Raw genomic sequence first — 21,361 nt, 5'->3', positions numbered from 1 at the left:
ATGATACACGCATACCGACTGCGACCGGCCAGCGAACTTCGACCACGCGACTGGCAGGGCATCCAGGCCATGCGGTTGGACAATCCCGCCTATGCCAGCCCCTTCTTCGACCCCGACTATCTGCGAGCCGTGGCTGCGGTTCAGCCCGGCCTGGCCATCGGCTTTGCCGAACACGGTGGCGAGATGCGGGCAGCCTGGCCGGTACAACGCCGCGCCAATGGCTGGTGCAGGGCGCCGGCTGCCCCCTTCACGGATTGGGACGGTCCGATCCTGGCCCCCGACGTGTCGATCGAACCCTCGCACATGCTGCGCGAACTCGGCCTGGCGGGCTATAGCGGCAATAATCTGGTGACCCCGGTGACGCTGGATCATGCCCATCTGAACACCACTCGCAACGCCCTGTCGGATCTCGGGACGGATGGCGCGGCCTTCCTCCGGCAGCAGGCCTCCCGGCATCCACGACAGTTCAAGAAAATGCGCCGACTCGAGCGTCGCCTGCATGATGCGCATTCGGTGCGTTTCACCCTTCACTCGACATCGCCAGCCGACCTTGCAGCGCTGATCGCGCTGAAACGGCGGCAGCTTCGCGCCACCGGCCGACACGATGTGCTGAGCCGGACCTGGGTTCATCGCCTGCTGAAGCAACTGCATGCCGGCAGTCCGGACGGCCGCTTCGGCGCGCTCTTTTCAACCCTGCACCTGGATGGACGTCTCGCGGCGGCAGAGTTCAACCTGCGATCCGCCGATCGCGTACATGGCTGGCTGACCGCCTTCGATCCGGAGTTCGGTCAATACTCACCCGGGCATGTCCTGATGCAGCACATGTTCGCCGCGATGCCCGGCATCGGTGTCCGCCAGTATGACGCCGGAAGCCTCGAGCATGGCTATAAGCGTTTTTACGCCAATGATGTCGTGATCGGCCATTCAGCGACGATCGACGCCCTGACGGACCGCCCGCGCAGCCGCCCCTTGGCGCAGATCATCCGACATCTCGAATACAGCGGGCCCGCCATGGTGCGCTCAATGGTGGCGCGTTCGCGTCGTCGCTTTGACCAGATCTGCGCCACGGAGCGCTCACCGATCGACCGCGCCCGCAGTGTCGGCGCGTCGCTGTGCCGGCTCGCCAATCTGCGCCAAGGCCTTCTCTAGCGCAGCGCCGGCGGCACCCGCTGGGCGAAGAAAAAGTCCGCATCACCAGCCGCCGGTCGCCAAAGTTGTCGCAAGGCCGGATCGGGATTGTGAAAGGCAATATGGCAGGAGTCATGGCGCTGGCGACGGCGCAAGGGTCGCGGCAGCCCCGCCAGTACGGCACTGTCCAATGAGGCGGCAAAACGCAGACGCACACGCGCCAAGCCGGCCCGCCGCGCCGTTTGCAGCACGCGCGCAATCAGATCGCGCCCGGCCCGCACACCGTCGGCGCCGGGCAGGACCGCCAGCTCGACAATATCGAGGGCCTCCGGGCCGTCGACCTCCATCTTGGCGACAACGGCACCGATCAGCGCGAGAACATCGCCATCACGCCGCGCAACCCGCCACACCTGTCCGCTGGCCCGCAGCGGGTCGGACCGGCGCCAACCAAGATCGGCCGCACTGCCGTCCCGCACAATCCCGCCGGCCGCCGTCCGGCGATCGCGAAAACGCGCCAGCGCGTCCGGCCCGACGGTGTCGAGACCGGGCATGTCTTCGGGCCAGTTGGCCGCCATCTCCCGCTGCAGCCGCGCCGCAACCGGGTCGCCCGGCCGTTCCAGCGCCATCCGCCCGGACCAGTCCGGCGCCGGCAGGCCCGCAACCTTCAGGCGGGTCCGCACGGTCGAGGCCGCGATCCGGACCGGGGCGGTCACCCATTCCAGCCATTCCCGGGCATCGGCGCCGAGCCAGGCTTGATAGCCCAATCGCGGCAGGATCACGGCCGACAGCGTGTTATTGTTGAGCGTATAGCAAAAATCCTGTCCCGACTGGGTCAGCTGGTGTCGCACCAAGCGGATGCCGGCACGCGCGGTCCGGGTGCCAACATCAGTCACCAGCGTATGCCCCATTGCTCCGCGATAGGTTTTGTCGGGACCGATGAAGTCGCTGACCAGATTGCCGACAAAGCCGAGAATCGTCCCGGCCTCCTCATAGACCCAGCCCGGTGGCGCATCGCCCTGCGCCGGATTGCCGAACAATACCCAGTCCCAGCCGGCAGGGTCGCGGTCCGGGAAGCCGCAAATGTCGATCAACTCGGCAAGCCGGGCCAGGTCATCCCGGGCGACCACGCGGATATGTCCTGCCATGCGAGACTCCGTCAGCTTGTCTCGCCGATCATGACGCCTTGTCCGTGTGTCACAGGTTACCGGTCGCCCCGGTCGCGAATGCGTGACTTGCCCCGGCGGGCAGCGGCGGCATTATGGCAAGCGTGTCGAGAACGGGGAGTATCAGATGTCGCTCGCGCTTACCCTCGCCGGGTCAGGCCTCCTGCTGCTGCAGTCTGCCGCAACCCCGCCGCCGGATGCCTGTGTGGGCGCGCCCTGGAACGCCTTCGATTTCTGGGTCGGGGATTGGAATGTCTACGCGCCTGACACCGATGACGCGCCCGGCCCCTATCTCGGCCACAACCAGATCGAACGAATCAATGGCGGCTGCCTGGTCACCGAGCACTGGGTCGGCGCCAGCGGCAATGCCGGCAACAGTATCAATATCCATGATCCGCTGATCGGCGAATGGCGTCAGGTCTGGATGAGCAATGGCTGGTATATCGACTATACCGGCGGGCTCGACGAGGTCGGTGCCATGGTCCTGACCGGCGAGGCCTACACCGTCCAGACCGACACCCGCGCCCCGCTGCGCGGCAGCTGGACACCGAATGATGACGGCACCGTCACCCAGCAGTTTGACCAGGGTGATGGCGAAGGAAACTGGCAGACGGTGTTTATCGGCATCTATGTCCCCAAAGCCGACGATCCGCGCGCCGCGGAAGCGGCAGCCGCTCGCGGGGAGTAGGCGATGTTGCGCCCATCATGGGCGAGGACCTGGTGAGCCACTTTTCTTCCCCATGAAATGGGGAAGTGGGCCCTGCGTAGCCTTGGCGTAGCTGGGGTCGATGGGGCCAGAGGAGCCCTCCGCCTGCGGCGCCCCCTCCGTCCCGCCGCTACGCGTCGAGACACCTCCCCATCAAGATGGGGAGGAAAAGTATCGGAGCTAAAGCCCGCACCCCTAATTCCCGAAGCGATATCCGAAACGGATGCCGGCATTGTCGAGCGCCTGGTTACGGCCCGAGGCGAGGATCTGGCCGTGCGAGATGTGCTCGTAATAGGCGCCGATCGACCAGCGCTCATTGAGGTCGTAATCGAGACCGATGGCGTTGTGGAAGAGGACTTCATTGCCCATCAGCGAGCGCGTGGTCGCCAGGCGGATGCGGGTCGGGTCGCCGGGCGGCGAGTTGGGGTCGATGTCCTCGACGCCGTCATTATAGGTCAGGCCGGTGCGGAATTCGAAGTTCAGATTTTCGGTGACCTCGAAATCCCAGGCCAGGCCCGTACCGCCAAAATTGGTCAGACCATTGGTGTTGAACGAACCATAGAGATACGGGCGCGGCGACCAGATGACATCGAGGAAATCCGGCGAGGCAAACAGCAGGTCGAGGGTGACGTTCGGGCCATCTTCAACGTGATCGGCGAGATCGTGCGCGGTCACGCCAAGGCGGAATTCCATGCCGCGATCATCGGCAAGGCCGGCTCCGGTCAGCAGGGCGAAAGCGGCGGTCGTCGTCAGGATGAGTTTCATGATGTCCCCTCGGGCCGCCGATGCGACCGGTCTGTTGGCTGTTGCCAACGGGATAAAGCGTGTCTCAGCCTGCGTCCAGCGCTTCGCGATAGGCCCAATCAAGCCAGGGGCCGAGTGCGGCCAAATCATCACGCTCCACCGTCGGCCCGCACCAGATGCGGATACCCGGCACCGAAGCGCGGTGCATGCTGATGTCCAGCGCCGCATTTTCCCGCTCGAGCAGGGAGGAGATTTTCTTGGTCAGATCCCATTGCGCATCCTCGCCGGCGGCGATCACCGCCGGGTCGGTATATTTCAGCGTCACCGAGACCGGCGAGCGATGGGCCGGATTATCACACAGATAATCGATCCAGTCGGCCTCCTGCACCCAGGCGTCCAGAGCGGCGAAATTCTCCTCGCGGCGACGGATGAGTTCCGGCAGGCCACCAATGCGCGAGGCCCATTTCAGCGCCGCCAGATAGTCCTCGACCGCCATCAGGGACGGGGTGTTGAGGGTTGAGCCCTCATAGACCGCCATATTGGCCTTGCCCTTGGCGTGCAGCTGTAACAGGCCCGGGATCGGCCAGTCGGGGCGCCAGCTGTCGAGCCGCTGGATGGCGCGCGGACTCATCACCAGCATGCCGTGCTGGGCCTCACCGCCCATGCATTTCTGCCAGGAGAAGGTCAGCACATCGATCTTCGACCAGTCGATCTCCACGGCGAACGCAGCAGACGTGGCGTCACACAGGGTCAGCCCCTCGCGATCAGCGTCGATCCAGTCAAAATCCGGAATCCAGACACCGGCCGCGGTGCCGTTGAGGGTGAAAATGGCGTCGCGCTTGCCATCATACTGGCTGATATCCGGCAGCGTGCCCGCCGGCGTCTGGAAAACACGCAAATCCTGCAGCTTCAGCTCGTCGCGGGCATCGAGCGTCCAGCGATTACCGAACACATCCCAGGAGAAGACATCGGTGCCGCGCTGACCGAGCAGCGACCACATCGCCGCTTCCATGGCGCCGGTGTCCGAGCCGGGCAGCATGGCGACCTTGTAACCTTCGGGCAGTTCGAGCAGGGCGTGGGTACGCTCGATGGCTTCCTTGATCCGCGCGACCGGGGCCCCGGCCCGGTGGGTGCGCGATAGCGGCGCATCGGCGATCGCGTCCCATGACCAGCCGGGATATTTTTTCACCGGCCCGCAGGAAAAGCGCGGATCACCGGGACGAAGGACAGGTTTGGGATTATTCGTGCGGGTCGCGGATTGCGTCGGGATATCGGCCAAGTCTGTCTCCGGGAATGTACGGGCTGCAGGGCAGGTTATGTTGCAGCGCACGTTGACGCCCTCGCCGGCGCGGGGCAAGAGCTTTCGCCATGATTTCCCCGTCCCTGATTCCACCGCAACGCGACCAGTTCGACCTGCCGCGCGAGACTTGCTACCTGAACGCCGCCTATATGGGGCCAATGCCGCACGACGCCGTCGCAGCCGGCCAGGACAGCTATGCCCGCAAGGGCCAGCCCTGGCGCTATCAGGTCCAGACCGATTTCTTCGACGCCCCGGAAGCCCTGCGTGAACGGGCAGCCCGCCTGTTTGGCGCAAGCGCCGACACGGTCGCCCTGGTGCCGGCGGCCTCCTACGGGCTGGCAACGGCAGCCCGTAGTCTGGCCCCGGACGCCAAGAGCGAAATCCTGGTCCTGGCGGAACAATTCCCGTCCAATGTCTATGTCTGGCGCGAGTTGGCGGCCGAGCATGGCGCCCGCCTGCGCACGGTCAGCCGGTCGGACAATCAGAGCTGGACCGAGGCCGTGTTGAGCGCCATCTCGACCGCGACGTCGATTGTCGCCTGCCCGCAGGTCCATTGGGCCGATGGCGGCGCCCTCGACCTGGCCGCGATCAGCGATGCAGCCCGGCGCCAGGGGGCAGCCCTGGTGCTCGACCTGACCCAATCACTCGGCATGATGCCCTTCGACCTGGCCGCGATCCAACCGGATTTTGCTGTCGCTGCCTCGTACAAATGGCTGCTCGGCCCCTATGCGATGGGATTTCTCTACGTCGCACCGCACCATCATGACGGTGAACCGCTGGAACAGAACTGGATCGTTCGCGACAAGGCCGAAGATTTTGCCCGCCTGGTCGATTATGCCGACGCGCACGCCGCCGGCGCCCGCCGTTTCGACATGGGCGAGCGCTCGAACTTCCAGCTTGTTCCCGCCGCCATTGCCAGTCTCGACGCGATGCTGGGCTGGGGCGCAGACGCCCTCGCCGCAACGCTGGCCCACAATAATCGCGCGCTCGCCGACCGGCTTGCACCGCTCGGTCTGCGCGAAACGACACCGGATCGCGCAGCCCACTATCTCAGCCTGTCGCTGCCCGATGGCGCGCCCGGCGATCTGGTTGCCCGGTTGGCGTCCGAAGGAGTTTATGTTTCCCAGCGCGGCGACCGGATGCGCATCACACCCCATATCTACAATGATGAGGCAGACTTCCAGCGTTTTGTGACTGCTCTGGAAGACCTGCTTTGACGCCCGCACATTTGCCTCACACCGTCGGCCCGCGCGACTGGGCCGCCCTGATCCTGCTTACCGTTCTATGGGGATCGGCCTTCGCCTTCATCAAACATGGCGTGGAAACCCTGCCACCCGGCGCGATGATCTTTGTGCGCCTTGGCCTCGCCGCCACAATCCTGACCGCTTGGGCCCACGCCCGCGGTCACCGGCTGCCGCCGCTCACCGACCGACGCTGGCTGTGGATGGCCGGGCTCGGCCTGTTCGGCAACGCCCTGCCCTTTTTCCTGGTCAGCTGGGCGCAGCAATATATCGACAGTGCACTGGCCGGAATCCTGGTCGCGACCATGCCCTTGGCGACGGTCGGCCTGGCGCATGTCTTCGTGCCCGGTGAACGCATGACCCTGCGCGCCGTTCTGGGCCTTCTGGTCGGTTTCAGCGGCGTCATCCTGCTGCTCGGGCCCTCGGCGCTGGCCGGTCTCGGCGGCGCCGACACGCTGGCCCAGCTGGCCGTGATCGGAGCCGCGGTCTGTTATGCCGTCAACGCGATCCAGGCCCGGCTCCTGCCCGAAACCCGCCCCTCCGTATCGGCTGCCGGCATGTTGATCATGGCGACCCTGTTCGCCCTGCCAATCGGCATCTGGGATCTGATGCGGGTCGAGGCCGTGGCCCCGACGGCGTGGGCTGCCGCGGCCTGGCTGGCCATCGGCCCCACCGCCCTCGCCTCGGTCGTGCTGATGCAGGTCGCACGGACCGCCGGGCCGAATTTTCTGGCGATTGCAAACTATCTGACACCGATCGCCGCCCTGCTGACCGGTCTGGTGATCGGCGAGATGATCGGCTGGCCAGCGGTGGTCGCGCTCGCCGTCATTCTGGCCGGCGTCTGGCTGGCCCGCAGCGGGACGTCCTCGACTTCACCGCCCTGACCGGGATCAGGGCCGCATCACCCAGGCATGATAGACGGGACCATTGCCAGCCCCGAAGCCCGGTGCGCGGGCAATCGCTTCGTGCAGATAGTCGCCGGCCCGGCGAACGGCGTCCGGCAGGGCCGCCCCGTCCGCCAGCAGGCCGGCAATCGCCGAGGCCAGCGTGCAGCCGGTGCCATGGGTGTTGCGGCCGGGCAGGCGCGGCCGTTCCATCAGCTCCATACCGCGTGTCGAGACCAAAACATCGGTCACCACCCCGCCCTTGAGATGACCGCCCTTGACCAGCGCCGCGCGGGCCCCCATCGCGACGAGCTTGTTGGCCGCCTCAAGCTGGCCGGCGATGTCTTCGACCACCAGGCCGGTCAGCTTTTCCGCCTCCGGGATATTGGGCGTGACCAGCCAGGCCAGTGGCAGCAGCCGGTCGCGGATCGCCATTGCAGCGTCGTCGGAGACCAGGCTGTCGCCCGAGGTCGCGACCATGACCGGATCGAGCACCAGCGGGACCGGCGGGTCGCAGGCCTCCAGACTGTCGGCGACAAGATCGACGATCTCGCGCGTGCCGAGCATGCCGGTCTTGATGATATCGGCCCCGATATCGGACAGCACCGCGTCGATCTGCGCCTTCACGATGTCCAGCGGCACAGAATGGATGGCGCTGACGCCGAGCGTGTTCTGGACGGTGATTGCGGTGATCGCGGTGGCAGCATGGCCGCCCATCGCAGTCACCGCCTTGATATCGGCCTGGATACCGGCACCGCCGCCACTGTCTGAGCCGGCAATGATCAGGACCCGGCCCTTGGGTTCATCAATATCCATCGCGCCTTGCATCCTCCGGCCGGACAGGCGGCCTGTCTTGCCTATTGCTCCCGCAAGGCCCGCAACCGGGACCGCGCACGGGCCGCTTCGGCGTCGGATATCGCATGCCGGGCCGCCTGGTCATAGAGCGCACGCGCCGCCTGTTCATCGCCCTGCTCGACCCGGATTTCCGCCAGCGCCACCGTGGCGCGGAAATTCTCGGGCTCGAAAGCCAGCATCTGTTCGTAGATCGATGCGGCGGCGGCGTGATAGCCGCCATCATTCAGGCAGGCCGCCTGGGCGTGCAGGAGATCATCATCCCAGGGACTTTCGGCGACCGCTTGTGCCGCCTCGGTGCAAACGCCCGGCGGCACCACGGACGTGCCGCTACGCGCCGCTTGGGCAGCACCGTCATTGCTGGCGAAGAGCGGCGTCGGCGCGGCTGGCGCTGATGTAGCGGGAGCGACGGATTGCGCCGGCTCCGGCGTGGCCTGGATCGCATTTTCGCTGCCGGTGGCGGATGTCGGCATCGGCGCACGGTCCGACGGCGGGACATTGGCAGGCGACATGCCACCGTCAGACGGGAGGGCACCGGCGGCAACATGGACCTCGGGCGCCGGACCAACCATCATGCTGACCAGCACGCCGCCCTGGCGAAGTTCGGCACGGGCGCCGGTCCAGCTGCGGCTGGCATGCAGCCGGACGATCGCGCCCTGTTCGGTCGGATCAATGGTCACCGCTGCCACCAGCGTATCCGAGGCCGGGCTGATCGCGCGGGCGCGCAGGCTGACACCGTCCAGGGTGAGCGTCAGGCCGACTTGGCTGACCTCGCTGGTCAGACCGGCCGGTTGCTCGTCGAGGGCAATCCAGATCTGGCCGGCATCGCCATCAAGGCGGGCCCGCAAATCGGTGATCTCTGCCGCCGACGGGGCTGTCAGGGCGAGGCTGGCAATCAGGGTCAGGACGATTTTCGCGCGCATGCCCAAGGCCTTGCTCTGCGTTGCGTAAAGACGCGGTTAAGTCAGCCGACGTCCGGTCCGAGCGCGGCAATCGGGCCGCTATTGCAGGCGTCGAAGCCAAAGGCACCGATCAGTGTCCGGTCGGCTTCACGCACCGCTTCGTAGACATAACACCCCTCACCGAAGTCCGGCATGGCACCCCGCACGAAGATCGGATCGCCTTCACCGAACATGGCATCGGCGGCGTCGAGCGGGCGGATCGTGTTGATCTCGGTCCCGCCTTCGCGGGTCGCGCATTCCCAGGTCCGCATGTCGAGATCGACGATCCGCACACCGGTTTCGCCACCCGCCATCGTATAGGCGATCGAGACATGACGGGCGCGGTCGCGGAAATCGGACAGGCAGAGATCAATCATCGGCAGATAATCGATCAGATAGTTCGACCAGCGATCGACCTCGCCGCCAACCTCGCGGCCACAGCCACTGGCGGTCTGGCTGCCGATCGACATGTCGGCAAAATAGATCAGCGTGTCGCCGTCGGCGGACGGGCACGGGCCGGCCTGCAATTCGACCGCGACATAACGCCCGTCCTGGTCCTCGCCACGGAACTGGCGCAGCCCGCCATCGAGATAGGGCATCACGATATCGAGCCGGGCATCGACCTCGCGGCCGTCATCATAACGCATCACCAGATGCGCCCGGGCATCGCCCTCGTCGTCATAATAGGCCAACCGCCCGGTCCAGTCGGAATGCCCGATCAGCTCATAGCCGGCACCACTGACCGGCGCCCGCGATGAGGGCGCGTAGTTGAACGCCGAATTGGCCATGCTGCCGCCATTGCGACTGTCCGTGACCGTCGTGGCACACGCGGACAGGCTCAAGCCTGCCATGATCAAAATGAGTGCGCGCATATTCATCCGCCCAGATGCCCCCTGCTCGTCCAGCCGCCTTTAAATAGCCTAACACATGAACGCAAGCTGAGTGGCGAAATCTGTTCGCTGTCAGATCCGATCGGTGAACTGCAAGGCCAGAAAGTCCACAAACAGGCGGACCCGGTGGGCCAGATAGCGGTTGGACGGGAAAACGGCCCACAGAAAGCGGTTTTCCGACTCCCAGTCGGTCAGGATTTCAACGACGCGGCCCTCGGCGATCGCCCGCTCGGCCGCCCAGCGCGGCGAACAGGCAATGCCGACCCCCGCCTCTGCCGCCGTCACCGCCGCCACAGCGCCATTGAGTGACAGGCGGCCATGGATGCGGACATCGACCTCGTCCTCGCCCTGCAGGAATTTGAGCATTTGCGGCGCCGGCTTGTTGCGGTCGATGACCATTTCGTGCCCGGCCAGTTCCGACGGGTGTTGCGGGGTTCCGGCACGGGCGAGATAGGCCGGCGAGGCGACCACTGACATGCAGGCCGGCGCGAGCTGTTTGGCGATCAGGGCGCTGTCGGGCAGATTGCCGATCCGCACCCCGACATCAAATCCCTCATTGACCAGATCGACCATGCGATCGGCCAGCGACAGGCGAATTTCGACACCGGGCCAGTCGGTCATGAATTGCGTGATGATCGGCATCAGCCGGCGGGCGCCGAAATCAACCGGCGCCGAGACGCGCAACACGCCGGCCGGCGCCGAGCGTGCATCGGCAACGCCCTGCTCCAGCCCGTCATACTCGTCCAGCCAGGGCCGCACCCGGTCGAGCAGGGCGTCACCGGCATCGGTGAGGCGGACGGAGCGGGTCGTGCGCTCGAACAGGCGCGCCTGCAATCTTTCCTCGAGCGCGGTGATCTGCTTCGAGGCAGCGCCCGGCGTCATGCCTTCGCGGTCAGCCGCCTTGGTGAAACTCCCCAGCTCAGCCACCGAGCAGAACAGGCGCAGCGCATCAATCCGGTCCATTTATTCCCCACAAGAAACAGAAAGTGTCGTTACCGGGCATTTATCCCATTTGCCGCCGCATTCATATGGAAAAGCCAGGAGGCCGACATGTTGATCGATCCGCTTTTCATCTCCCACGGCGCACCGGATGTTCTGGTACGCGACACACCCGCTCATCACGCCCTCGCATCCCTGACCCTGACACCCGGAACCCGGGCTGTTCTGGTCGTGTCGGCGCATTGGGAAGCGGACCCGGTGCGGGTTCAGACCGCGCCGGCCCCGTCGACCATCCATGATTTCAGCGGGTTCGGTCCGGAACTCGCGCGCGCCGTCTATGACGCACCGGGTGCGCCCGACCTGGCAGCGGCCGTGATCGAGCGCCTGAAAGCGGCCGGGCTGGCCGCCGGCGCCGAGCCGCAACGTGGCCGCGACCATGGCGCCTGGATCCCGCTGGCGCTGATGCATCCAGACGCCCGCATCCCGGTCTTCCAGGTCAGCCTTCCCGCCAGCGACGACGCGGCCATCGCCCTCGGCAAGGCACTCGCCCCACTGAGCCGTGACCGCGTCCAGATCATCGGGTCCGGCGCCCTGACGCACGCGCTCGGCGCCGCCCTGCCAGCCGCCGAGGACGCGCCTGCCCATCCCGACGCGTTGGCCTTCGCCGACTGGATCCGACCGCGACTGGCATCCGGTGACACCGACACCATTGCCGGCTGGCGCAGCGCACCGGCCGCGCGCTTCAATCACCCGACACCGGAGCATTTCCGGCCGCTGCTTGTCGCCATGGCGGCTGGCGGCGGACAGGCCGGCACGTGTCTGCACAAGTCCTGGAGCCGTAGCGCCCTGGCCATGGATATCTGGCGCTTTGCGGCCTGATCACTCGGCGGCGCGCTCCGCCAGTCGCGCCGCGACATCCGGCCAATCCAGCATTTCGGCGATCTCGGCGAAACCCGGTGCTGTCTCGGATCTGACATCGGGATCGGCACCGGCATCCAGCAGGGCAAGCACGGCCTCACGCTGGCCTTCAAACGCGGCCCAGTACAGCGGCGTGGCACCGGACACGCCCTGGACATCCAGATCGGCCCCGGCCTCGGCCAGCCGGGACAGCATGGCCGTGTGCCCTGCGATTGCGGCCAGGTGGACCGCCGTCAACGCCATGCCGTTTTCCGCCCCTGCCCGGTTGAGGTCGGCGCCGACCTCGATCAATTGCTCGACAATCGCGACCTGGTCGGTCCGCGCTGCTTCGAACAGGGCCGTATAGCCGATCGCGTCGACCGCATCCGGATCGGCCCCATTTGCGAGAAGCAGGCCCAGCGTCTCGGCCTGTCCGGCCCCGGCCGCGGCATGGGTCAGGGGCCGACCGGCCCAATCGCGTGCTGAGGCGACGTCATGCCATTCCGCGATGGCCGCGACCGTTGCAGTGTCGCCGGCTATCACGGCCCGTTCCAGGACGGCGTCGACCGCCAAGCGGGCCGGCGCCTGACCCGTGGCGTCCAATGCCACCGCAAGGGTCGCCTGATGTCCCCGGCGCAGGGCGATTTCGGCAACGGAGCCATGGCCGCTGGCCTCACCATCGGCGCCGGCCTCGAACAACATCTGCACAATTGCGGCGTGGCCATAATAGGCGGCCCAGTTTACCGCCGGATCACCCATCGTGTCCCGGACATGGATGTCAGCGCCCGCCTCGATAAGAACGCGGGCCATCGCAGGGTCGGGATTGGATGTTGCATACATGAGCGCAGTGGCTTGCAGACCACCCTCGGCCCGCGCGTCAGGATCAGCGCCGGCTTCCAATGCCGCGGCCAGTGCGTCGGCATCGCCGGCCTCCAACGCCGTCCGCACCGCCTCCGGCCACTGGGCCGCCAGCGGTGCACCGACCGCCGGAAGCATCAAACCAACAGCCATACATATCGTCACAAGAATTCGCATCATGTCCTCCCGTCCCGATCGGAAGGTTAGCCCGGCACGACGCCAGACGCGTCCAACATCTTTGTGATCAATCCGCGAGCGCGAGCTTGAAATTGCGGCGTTGCAAGCGCACCGGCAGCGTGAATTCATCAAGATCTGCCACACCAATGCTGCGCAGCAATTCACCAACGGCCCGCCGCGCTTCACCACCCAGGCCGTCGCGATAATCGGTGACCCGTTGCAGCATCCAGAGCGGGAAGGGAATGATCGCCCGGTCGGTGGTGACCGCGCTGTCACCATGGCCGATGACCGCCTTGTGGAAGCCCAGTATACGGGGCAATTCTGTGCCCGGCGCCTTGTCCGCAGCCCAGCCCGCGAGGGCGTCGGCGGTATCGCGCAGCACCGGCCAATGCTGCGCAGCAAAAAGCTGCAGCAATTTCTCGACGCCCGCCGGGATTTCGTCGTCCGGCAGGAAGTCACCGGTCAGCGAATGCTGCGGCGCATGGCAGTGCTCCGCCCAGCGCGCGACCCGCGGCGCCAGCCGTCGCATCAGTTCGCCCGACTTCGGGTCGCGCAGCAAATGCGCGTATAGGGGACCGAGCAGACCGTAGTCGCCGATAGAGGGCCGCGAGCCGAACAGATTGTCATGCTCGCCCAGATGAGCCTCGAACACGGCCAGAAAATCCTCATAGGCCGCTTCGATCGCCGCCACACTGTCAGGATTGATGCCGAGCCCGGTGATCGAGCCGGAAAAGAAGCCGACAGCCTTCTCGGCGGCGACGAATTGTTCTTCCGGCGGCAGGTGGGGATGGCTGGTGGCGCCAAATTCCTGCTGCGCGAAGTCGCGATTATAGGCCCAGCGATAATGCATCGCCGGGATGACCAGCCACTCATCGCCGAACAATTCCAGGATAAGGGCGGCAAGCCTCTGGCGCGGCGTGTCGGGATAGACCGACGGGCCGGGTTCGCACGCTTCGACATGGTCGATGATATCGGTCGTGTCCTGAAGCGTCACGCCGTCTTCGGACCCGTCTTCATGGATGACGACCGGAATGACCGACCAGCCGACGCGCGGAAGAATGTCGGCCTTGAAAACCTCGCGCGTTGAAAGCCGCTCGGTGAAGGCGACATTCTTCCAGCGCAGATAGCCCCGCACCTTGCCGGTATAAAGGGAGACCGGGGTCCCGATCAGGGTATAGCTCATTGCTCGCTCCGCACCGCTTTGAGCCACGAAAGCTAACCTGCTTTTCGCCCGGCGCCAGCCTGCGTCAGTGCATGGCAGGGCTTCAGTCTGTTGCCGCCTCCGGCATGTCGGCGACGACATACCACCGCGCAACCGCGTCCGCCCCGACGATGGCGGTCGCCCGCCGGCGCACCTCGGCCGGCGTCAGCAGGCCCCGATCAAAGGCGGAGATGAGCCAATCGCGATATCGGCCGCCGCGTTCGTCGAATCCGTCCTCTTTCATCGCATGATAGAGCGCCGCCGCGAGCATGTGCATCCCGTCATCGGCGTGTTGCCAGCGCTGCGACGGATCCCGCCCGACGCCGATACGCTCGGAAACGATCTGGTCCAGCGCCTGTGTCGAGTCCTCGTTCACCACCCCCATGAAGGAATTGTATCCAAACGCCGGTTCATGGTTCTCGACGATCGAGATCATCCACGGATCGGATTCCAACGGCGCAAGCCGCGCGCGCAGATCCGCGTCGCCGCGATCGAATGGCGGGTGGAAGATTTCATGGGCCGCAACCCGGACCTGAGTGTCGCCCGGCCAGCCATGATAGGCGATGAAGCGCTGACCGATAATGCGGATGCCATAGGGCTGCGAGAAACTCAGGATCAAGATCTCGACGGTCGGTTCGAGATCCTGACCGAGAAGACGCGCCTGTTCCGGAATAATGTCATGAGCCGACACGGCGGCGAGGTTGCGGTCAATCGCGAGTGCGATGTCGGGCATGAAGCGTTCCGCATACCAAGTCTCGAAACCACTGGTGCGAAATCCCTCCAGGACCGTGAGTATGTCCGGCATCAAGCCCCGCAACCCCGCATAACGTTCGGCGTCCCAACTCGGTGAGGCCTCAAAGCCCGGCCGCAAGTAGCGGTCCGGGTCGCCGGCCGAGGTGATGATGTCCTGAAGGCTGTCGACCGGCCCGGCCGAAAACAGCAGCGCCAGCAACGGGCCGACCAACAAGTCGTGCGACCGGATCCGCTGCCCGATACGATCCATCGCCGCCACCGCCGCAGGATCAAGCTGCCCGCGAATGAAAACGATTTCCTCGGAATAATAGCCCGATTGCAACGCATCGCCGGATGCCGCCCCGAGCAACATGAGCGCATCCAGCCCGGGTGCCGGCCGAACACGCCATTGCGTTGTCATGGCCTGGGTGTGGTCTGGAGCTTCGGTTTGCGCGACGGCCGGAACTGTCGAACCACAAGCCAGCGCGCCGGCGAACGCAAGTACGAGTAAACGCATCTGAATGATCTCTTTCGTTCATACGCCCCCAAGCGTCCCCGGATAGGACCGCAATGGTGTGGCCATTGTCTTGAACGAATCTGATCTCAATGACCGCGGAAACCAGCCGGTGTCAGTCCTGTCTGGTGACGCAAGACACGGGTCAGATGTGGCTGATCCGAAAATTCGCCGATCTGCGCCGCTTCCGATATCTTCGCGCCGTCGCGCAGGGCGGCGATCGCGGCACGCATCCGCGCCTCGCGACGCAACGCCAGGGGGGAAAGCCCGAACCATGACCGGCACGTGCGACTGGCATGTTCCGGTGAGCAACCGGCCTGCCTAGCACTGGCAGCGACCGAAGCACCAGCCAACAGTCGCAAGGTAAAACCCGTCAGCCAACTCGGCGGCGCCAGCGGCGGACGACCGGCCCCCTCCTCGATCAACGCATGGCCGGCTTTGACCGGATTGTGCGCCGCCAATGCGAGCAATGACCGGACATCCGGAGCATTGAACACTTTCAGGCCGTGCGCGTCGGCCAGCATGCCGGGCAGCGGAATATTGACGACCCTGGCGCGGCCTTGCGGGAAGGCATTGCCATGTGCATGCACACGCGGATGCAGCACGACATCGCCCGCCTGACAGACATAGCGCCCGTCGAAGCCGAACTCGTCATAGCTGCCCTCGATGATCACGGCGGCATAGGCATCGGCATGCCGGTGCATCGGCAGGCACTCGCCGGCTTCAAAACGTGTCCTGCCCGGAATTTCGGTGGCCAACATGGCGTAAGTCTAGGCGAGCCGATTGCGTGTGGCGATAGGGCGCTGCGGCCAGCGGCCTCACAATCGACGCAGGGCCTTTCCGCCAGTACGTCAAGCAAGATGAGAGTCCATGTCGGCGAGGCTGGGTGCGCTGTGCTCGAACATGTACCGGGTGCCCGGTGCCAGATTATCCGGCGCCCGGCAATCCGCGACGCGTCCCGGGGCTTAGCGGCGGGCGATGAAGATGTCGCGGCTCTTGGCGACGACACCGGCCTCGTGACGGGCGACGACACGGTCGACGCCCTCGGCGGCATTGTCGAAGGCCCGCCAGGCCGACCACCCCATCACGCCGGTCATCAGCACCGCGACAGACCAGCACACAAGTGCGATAGCACGGGTATAGCCCGCCCAGTCAGTCAGTCTCCAGCGATCGGGTCCGAAGGTGTTCATGTCTGTCTTGCCTTGCCTGCCGGGCATGACCAGCCCGTCGCCGCGCATCTTGGCGATGGATTTGGTTAACGCATCTCATATTTGATTAACGTCTTGTTCAATTTTCGCGCCAGACGTGTTTTGAACGCCAATTCAACGACCTAAACACTTGGTTGCGTTGGTGAACGAATACGATATTCGCCTGTGAGGGGAATTTGTCGCGAGAAACCTGTGCCGAAAACGCCAGGTCAGCCCAGGCGGCGCAGTTCCAGCCCCAGGCTCCACGGCCGGACGGCGGATAGCGCAGCGGGTAACTGGACGAGGGATGAAGGAGGGGGGATCCGTCGCGGTGCGGGCGATCGCGCGATACGCCCCAAACGCACCAACCGCCCGTCCCTTACCTGGCAAGAGGTGAGGAGGCGGGCGGCCGTGTTGCGTCGGGTTGAGGCTTTGACACCTGTTCCTTCCGCGTCCCCTTTCTTTCGTCCGGGGCAGCACCACGGTGAGGCAGCGCTGGCATCTTGGCGTCCTGGTCCCCTCCCTTGCGGTCGGTTCAGTCCCTCCGGTTCGGTGAGCCCTTCAGCGCCAGTCCTTGCGGACCCTTGCCTTGAAACCTGACCTGAATTCCGGGCCCCTTGCGGGTCCTTTTCCTTCCGGCCTGCCCTTGTGGAACCTGTTCTTGCGAACCTGTTCCTCCGAGCCACCTCTCCGGCGATCCCTGGTCCTTGCGGGCCACTTCGGTCGCTGTCGATGAGTGAAGTAGAGCAGGCCGAACCCGGCTCCGCAACGCACGGAAAATGCGATTTCGTGGACAAGTCGCCGGAGTTGGTGGAAAACTTTCCACTTTCCGTGGAAAAGCTGGTGAAAACTTTCAACAGCCTGTTTTCACGCCCTGATTAGCCCAGGTGCGGCCAGGAAAAAACCGGCGCGAGCAGTCTTGAGCCGCCAAAAGTTCAGCTCTGACCCAGGTGCGGCGCGCGGGGCTGTCCATAAATCGCTTGTCAGCCAGCAGGCCGTATCCGCTTCTTCAGCTCAAGGGTGAAACCGCATAGCGACCGCGTTGCGGCCCTTGACCTGAAAAAGCGGATACGGCGGTCTCTCGGCAAGCGGTTTATAGCGGAGTATGCGCCGGGGCGCGGGGGGAGAGGGGTAGGAATCGTATCTGGGTTGCTTTTTCCCGGTTACTTCCAATCCTAGATTTGGTGGGATTGCATCGATCTGAACGGAATGCTTCTCTCAGATTTCAATCTGACGCCGCAAGCGAAGCCTAATGCATTGTTATGTTTCCAATAATTCGGTCTTAAAAACAACAATTGCGCTATCAGCAGCGATGTTTGCTGCCGGCTGCATCCCACCTTCACTCTATGGGCGATCATCCATTGACCCCAGCGGATGTGCGCTCGAATTCGGGACTGGGCAACTTTCCGACCTTGCAATATGCCTGAATGAAAGAGTGGTTGAGCCCGACAACCGAAACGTACTGGAGCAAGCCCGTGAATTGCGGGACCAAGCGCGAGAGGTGTCGCCGATTGGTCCGCGCATACCTGAACGTACCGCGCAGCACGCTATTGGTGGCTGCGAAACGCCACTTTGGGCTCGCGTAACTATAGCTCTGCATCAGCTTTTTAATGGGTCCGAAGCACTCAACGCACCTGATATTGAACACAATTCTCTTTTGCTCGATTTGCTTGATGGCCATGCGGACGAGTTGGAGCTTTTCAGACGACACATTGAGTTTCTGGACGGAGCGGACGCAAGCGACCCTGGGACATGGCAAAGATTGGTTGAGGTAGACGTTGCGATGAATACAACGCGACCTCACTCAGACAGGTTCGGAGCAACACACGACCGAATTAGCTCAATTTTGTGGTGTGAAGCGGTCAAAGCTAATGCGGAGTACGTTCGTAGCAGTGACATCCTATCGAATCTGCCGGACGACCCGACCACCTTGTATGGCATATGGTACACGTCGCAGCACGCGGACCACGACCTCGATCTCCAACGTTTGGCGCTGGAAGCGTTCCGGCCATACGCCGAATCTGGCAGTCGCCCGAGCATGTACTATGCATACCTCTATGATCGCGTCGCTATAGGGGAAGGTCGCAGCCAACGATACGGCACGCAATCGTGCTTTCAAGCGGATGATCGCTTCGACTTGTGTCCCCTGGAGGACGGCATGGAAATGGCCGAACGCAGGATACGATCCGGCCTAAGCCCAACCCCCAGGCGCAGGTAAGAGGCTCCAAGACCGCTCACCTGAGCCCGGATGATCGAGAAGCCGACCAATGGACACCTCGGACTCACTCGAACAGCCGCCAGCTCAGCTGTGGTCAGATCCCGCACCCAACGACCATAGATCGCTTGTCAGCCAGCAGGCCGTATCCGCTTCTTCAGCTCAAGGGTGAAACCGCGAAGCGGCCGCCTTGCGGCCCTTGACCTGAAGAAGCGGATACGGCGGGGTCTCGGCAAGCGGTTTATGGTGGGGTTTGCGCCGGAGGCGCGGACGTGGAGGGGCGCTCATTGAATCCGCTCGGCTTCTGCAGCGCACAGGCATGACGTGCGTCCTCATCCATTCCTGGACTTAAATACCGTCATCCCGGCGAACGCCGGGACCCAGATTGCGACTCTGGTTGTTGGCAAGTCTGGTGAAACCGCGCCTGCGAGACTGGGTCCTGACTTTCGTCAGGATGACGCAAAGGACAGGCACACACCCTTTACTCCGCAGCGCAAAGAAAAAACCGGCGCGAACAATGCCGCGCCGGTTCTTTGCACTCTCAGTGAGGCTTAGGGCGGACTACTCCGCCGCCACTGCCGCCGGAGCGCCGAAGCGTCCGTAGAAGGTTTCACCCTTCTCGGCCATTTCGATGAGGAGGGCCGGCACCGCGAACTGGTCGCCATAGGCGGCTTCCAGCTCCTTGGCGCGGGCCACGAAGGCCTTGGCGCCAATGGTGTCGATGTAGGACAGCGTGCCGCCGGTATAGGGCGCGAAACCCCAACCGAGGATCGAGCCGACATCGGCCTCGCGCGGGTCCTGGACGATGTCCTCACCCATGCAACGCGCCGCTTCCAGCGCCTGGGCGTAGAGGATGCGGTCCTTGATCTCGTCGGCTGTCGGCTGCTCGTCGGCGTACTTGCCGCCCGGAGCAAACTGCTCCAGCTCCGGCCAGAGACGCTTGGGCTGACCCTTTTCGGCCGGATAGTCATAGAAGCCCTTGGCATTCTTGCGACCGAAGCGCTCATATTCCTCGACCATCTTGAACAGGATCGGCTCGGTCTTGGACGGCTTGTGCGCGTCACCCAGATCGGCCTTGGTCTGCTTGATCAACTTCACACCGAGATCCAGCGCCACCTCGTCCTGCAGGGACAAGGGGCCGACCGGCATGCCAGCCATCTTGGCGGCATTTTCGATCAGGGCCGGCTTCACGCCCTCAGCCAGCAGGTTCATGCCCTCGCCGATATAGCGCATGACGCAACGATTGGCGTAGAAGCCGCGCGTGTCGGAGACGACGATCGGCGTCTTCTTGATCTTGGTGACGAAATCGATCGTGCGCGAGAGGGCAAAATCGCCCGTCTTCTCGCCCATGATGATCTCGACCAGGTTCATCTTCTCGACCGGCGAGAAGAAGTGGATGCCGATGAAGTTGTCCGGACGATCCGACGCCTTGGCCAGATCGGTGATCGGGATGGAGGAGGTGTTCGAGCCGAACACCGCCGTGGTGCCGATCTGCTCTTCCGCCATCTTGGTGATCTTGGCCTTGAGTTCGGAATTCTCGAACACGGCCTCGACGACCAGATCGACATCCTTGATCAGGGTATAGTCGGTGGTCGGGGTGATCAGACCGCCCAGCTTGGCCGCCTTCTCTTCGCTCAACTTGCCGCGGGCGACGCCCTTGGCGAAATGATCGGTACAATGTTTCTTGCCCTTGTCGGCGCCTTCTTGCGTGGCGTCGATGAGGACAATCTCGATCCCGGCCTGGGCCGACACCGTGGCAATGCCCGCCCCCATGAAGCCGGCGCCGATGATGGCGATCTTGTTGATCTCGCCCTTGTCCTGACCGGCCGGACGACGTCCGCCCTTGTCCAGATCCTGCTTGGACAGGAAGATCGAGCGGATCATGTTGCGGCTTTCCGGGCGCAGCAAAAGCTTGGTGAAATACCGGCTCTCAATGCGGATCGCCTGATCCATATTGACCTGGCTGCCTTCATAGACGCAGGACAGGATGTAGCGCTGGGCCGGGTAATTGCCATAGCTGGTCTTGCGCAGCATGGGCGAGGCGGCGCCGAACATCTGGCCACCGGCGGGATGGTAGGGACCACCGCCCGGGAAGCGGAACTTGTCACCATCCCAGGGCTGTTTGGCACCCTTCGGATCTTCCTTGACCAGGCCCTTGGCTTTGGCCACCAGCTCGTCGAGCGGAGCCAGGGCATCCACGATGCCCTGCTGCTGTGCGGTTGCAGCGTCGAGCTGCTTGCCCTGCAAGAGGATCGGTGCGGCGTTCATCAGACCAACCAGGCGCGGCAGGCGCTGGGTGCCGCCACCGCCGGGCAGCACGCCGACCATGGCTTCCGGCAGGCCGAGCTTGGCCTTGGGATTATCCGACGGCATGACCCGGTAATGACAGGCCAAGGCAATCTCGAAGCCGCCACCCAGGGCGAGACCGTTGACTGCCGCGGCGATCGGCTTGCCGCAGGTTTCCAGCGCCCGGAAAGTCTTGTTGAGACGGAAGCATTGCTCGAACAGCTTCGTCTTCATTTCCTCTTCCGGCAGCTTGGCCAGCTCGGAGGAGGAGCTGCCCAGTTCCGACAGGTCGGCCCCGGCACAGAACGCGTCCTTGCCCGAGGTGATGACCACGCCCTTGATGGCGTCGTCATTGATGATCTTGTCGGTCAGCGCGTCGAAGTCATCCATGACATCGGCCGAGATGACATTCATCGACTTGCCCGGGCTGTCAAAGGTGACCAGGGCAATGCCGTCGGTATCGATTTCGAGTGTGAAGTTTTTCATCGTCTTTTCTCCTGCTCGAC

The 21,361-nt window shown here is 64.3% G+C and carries 19 protein-coding genes; 6 read left to right on the top strand and 13 right to left on the bottom strand.

The window, feature by feature from the left end; all coding sequences use genetic code 11:
* A complete protein-coding gene (locus AWH62_RS02315; RefSeq protein WP_158025539.1) occupies positions 1-1,149 on the top strand; it encodes a GNAT family N-acetyltransferase in 1,149 nt (382 codons plus the stop codon).
* Here the strand turns inward: AWH62_RS02315 and AWH62_RS02310 are convergent.
* Positions 1,146-2,273, bottom strand: a complete 1,128-nt coding sequence (locus AWH62_RS02310; RefSeq protein WP_075188824.1) for a GNAT family N-acetyltransferase — start codon at positions 2,271-2,273, stop codon at positions 1,146-1,148. The two genes, AWH62_RS02315 and AWH62_RS02310, sit on opposite strands and share 4 nt — an antisense overlap.
* A 145-nt stretch (positions 2,274-2,418) precedes the next feature.
* On the opposite strand from AWH62_RS02310, the gene AWH62_RS02305 reads away from it, so the two are divergent.
* On the top strand, positions 2,419-2,979 hold the full coding sequence (locus AWH62_RS02305) for a hypothetical protein (RefSeq protein WP_075188823.1): 561 nt from the start codon (positions 2,419-2,421) through the stop codon (positions 2,977-2,979).
* 213 nt (positions 2,980-3,192) lie between these two features.
* Here the strand turns inward: AWH62_RS02305 and AWH62_RS02300 are convergent, their stop codons facing one another.
* Entirely contained in the window at positions 3,193-3,762 is a 570-nt protein-coding gene (locus tag AWH62_RS02300) for an acyloxyacyl hydrolase (RefSeq protein ID WP_075188822.1), read from the bottom strand.
* A gap of 64 nt (positions 3,763-3,826) precedes the next feature.
* Entirely contained in the window at positions 3,827-5,020 is a 1,194-nt protein-coding gene (locus AWH62_RS02295; RefSeq protein WP_233128236.1) for a phosphoserine transaminase, read from the bottom strand.
* A gap of 89 nt (positions 5,021-5,109) precedes the next feature.
* Here AWH62_RS02295 and AWH62_RS02290 point away from each other — a divergent pair, with 89 nt between their 5' ends.
* Positions 5,110-6,258: an aminotransferase class V-fold PLP-dependent enzyme gene (locus tag AWH62_RS02290; RefSeq protein WP_233128235.1), complete on the top strand. Its 1,149-nt coding sequence runs from the start codon at positions 5,110-5,112 to the stop codon at positions 6,256-6,258.
* Entirely contained in the window at positions 6,255-7,166 is a 912-nt protein-coding gene (locus AWH62_RS02285; protein WP_233128234.1) for a DMT family transporter, read from the top strand. The genes AWH62_RS02290 and AWH62_RS02285 overlap by 4 nt, the downstream gene beginning before the upstream one ends.
* A 6-nt stretch (positions 7,167-7,172) precedes the next feature.
* Here the strand turns inward: AWH62_RS02285 and thiD are convergent, their stop codons facing one another.
* The 4 genes from thiD to AWH62_RS02265 all read right to left on the bottom strand — a co-directional run bounded on the left by thiD (position 7,173) and on the right by AWH62_RS02265 (position 10,812).
* The gene (gene thiD, locus AWH62_RS02280; protein WP_075188821.1) at positions 7,173-7,982 is read right to left on the bottom strand and encodes a bifunctional hydroxymethylpyrimidine kinase/phosphomethylpyrimidine kinase; all 810 of its coding nucleotides are present in this window, start codon (positions 7,980-7,982) and stop codon (positions 7,173-7,175) included.
* Between the two features lie 41 nt (positions 7,983-8,023).
* Positions 8,024-8,941 (bottom strand): tetratricopeptide repeat protein, encoded by a 918-nt coding sequence (locus tag AWH62_RS02275; protein WP_075188820.1) that lies wholly within the window; start codon positions 8,939-8,941, stop codon positions 8,024-8,026.
* 41 nt (positions 8,942-8,982) lie between these two features.
* Complete coding sequence (locus tag AWH62_RS02270; protein WP_143742872.1) at positions 8,983-9,831, bottom strand: hypothetical protein; 849 nt, start codon at positions 9,829-9,831, stop codon at positions 8,983-8,985.
* Between the two features lie 90 nt (positions 9,832-9,921).
* The gene (locus AWH62_RS02265; RefSeq protein ID WP_075188818.1) at positions 9,922-10,812 is read right to left on the bottom strand and encodes a LysR family transcriptional regulator; all 891 of its coding nucleotides are present in this window, start codon (positions 10,810-10,812) and stop codon (positions 9,922-9,924) included.
* Positions 10,813-10,899: 87 nt separating this feature from the next.
* On the opposite strand from AWH62_RS02265, the gene AWH62_RS02260 reads away from it, so the two are divergent.
* The gene (locus AWH62_RS02260) at positions 10,900-11,667 is read left to right on the top strand and encodes a class III extradiol ring-cleavage dioxygenase (RefSeq protein WP_075188817.1); all 768 of its coding nucleotides are present in this window, start codon (positions 10,900-10,902) and stop codon (positions 11,665-11,667) included.
* On the opposite strand, the gene AWH62_RS02255 is transcribed toward AWH62_RS02260, so the two are convergent.
* The 5 genes from AWH62_RS02255 to AWH62_RS02235 all read right to left on the bottom strand — a co-directional run bounded on the left by AWH62_RS02255 (position 11,668) and on the right by AWH62_RS02235 (position 16,357).
* Positions 11,668-12,696, bottom strand: a complete 1,029-nt coding sequence (locus AWH62_RS02255; protein ID WP_075188816.1) for an ankyrin repeat domain-containing protein — start codon at positions 12,694-12,696, stop codon at positions 11,668-11,670.
* Positions 12,697-12,787: 91 nt separating this feature from the next.
* Entirely contained in the window at positions 12,788-13,903 is a 1,116-nt protein-coding gene (locus AWH62_RS02250) for a glutathione S-transferase family protein (RefSeq protein ID WP_075188815.1), read from the bottom strand.
* Between the two features lie 82 nt (positions 13,904-13,985).
* Complete coding sequence (locus tag AWH62_RS02245) at positions 13,986-15,170, bottom strand: hypothetical protein (RefSeq protein WP_143742871.1); 1,185 nt, start codon at positions 15,168-15,170, stop codon at positions 13,986-13,988.
* A gap of 86 nt (positions 15,171-15,256) precedes the next feature.
* Positions 15,257-15,928 carry an AraC family transcriptional regulator gene (locus AWH62_RS02240; RefSeq protein ID WP_075188813.1) on the bottom strand — a complete coding sequence of 224 codons (672 nt, stop codon included), beginning with the start codon at positions 15,926-15,928 and terminating at the stop codon, positions 15,257-15,259.
* 204 nt (positions 15,929-16,132) lie between these two features.
* Positions 16,133-16,357 carry a hypothetical protein gene (locus AWH62_RS02235; RefSeq protein ID WP_143742870.1) on the bottom strand — a complete coding sequence of 75 codons (225 nt, stop codon included), beginning with the start codon at positions 16,355-16,357 and terminating at the stop codon, positions 16,133-16,135.
* Between the two features lie 729 nt (positions 16,358-17,086).
* On the opposite strand from AWH62_RS02235, the gene AWH62_RS16945 reads away from it, so the two are divergent.
* On the top strand, positions 17,087-17,236 hold the full coding sequence (locus AWH62_RS16945; RefSeq protein ID WP_158025538.1) for a hypothetical protein: 150 nt from the start codon (positions 17,087-17,089) through the stop codon (positions 17,234-17,236).
* 1,894 nt (positions 17,237-19,130) lie between these two features.
* Here AWH62_RS16945 and AWH62_RS02225 read toward each other — a convergent pair.
* A complete protein-coding gene (locus AWH62_RS02225; protein ID WP_075188810.1) occupies positions 19,131-21,341 on the bottom strand; it encodes a 3-hydroxyacyl-CoA dehydrogenase NAD-binding domain-containing protein in 2,211 nt (736 codons plus the stop codon).
* Positions 21,342-21,361: the final 20 nt, after the last annotated feature.

The sequence above is a fragment of the Maricaulis sp. W15 genome, from assembly GCF_001924955.1.
Taxonomy (GTDB): Bacteria; Pseudomonadota; Alphaproteobacteria; order Caulobacterales; family Maricaulaceae; genus Maricaulis; species Maricaulis maris.
Note: the sequence above shows the minus strand (reverse complement) of the source record. Positions and strands in the feature narration are given on the sequence as shown.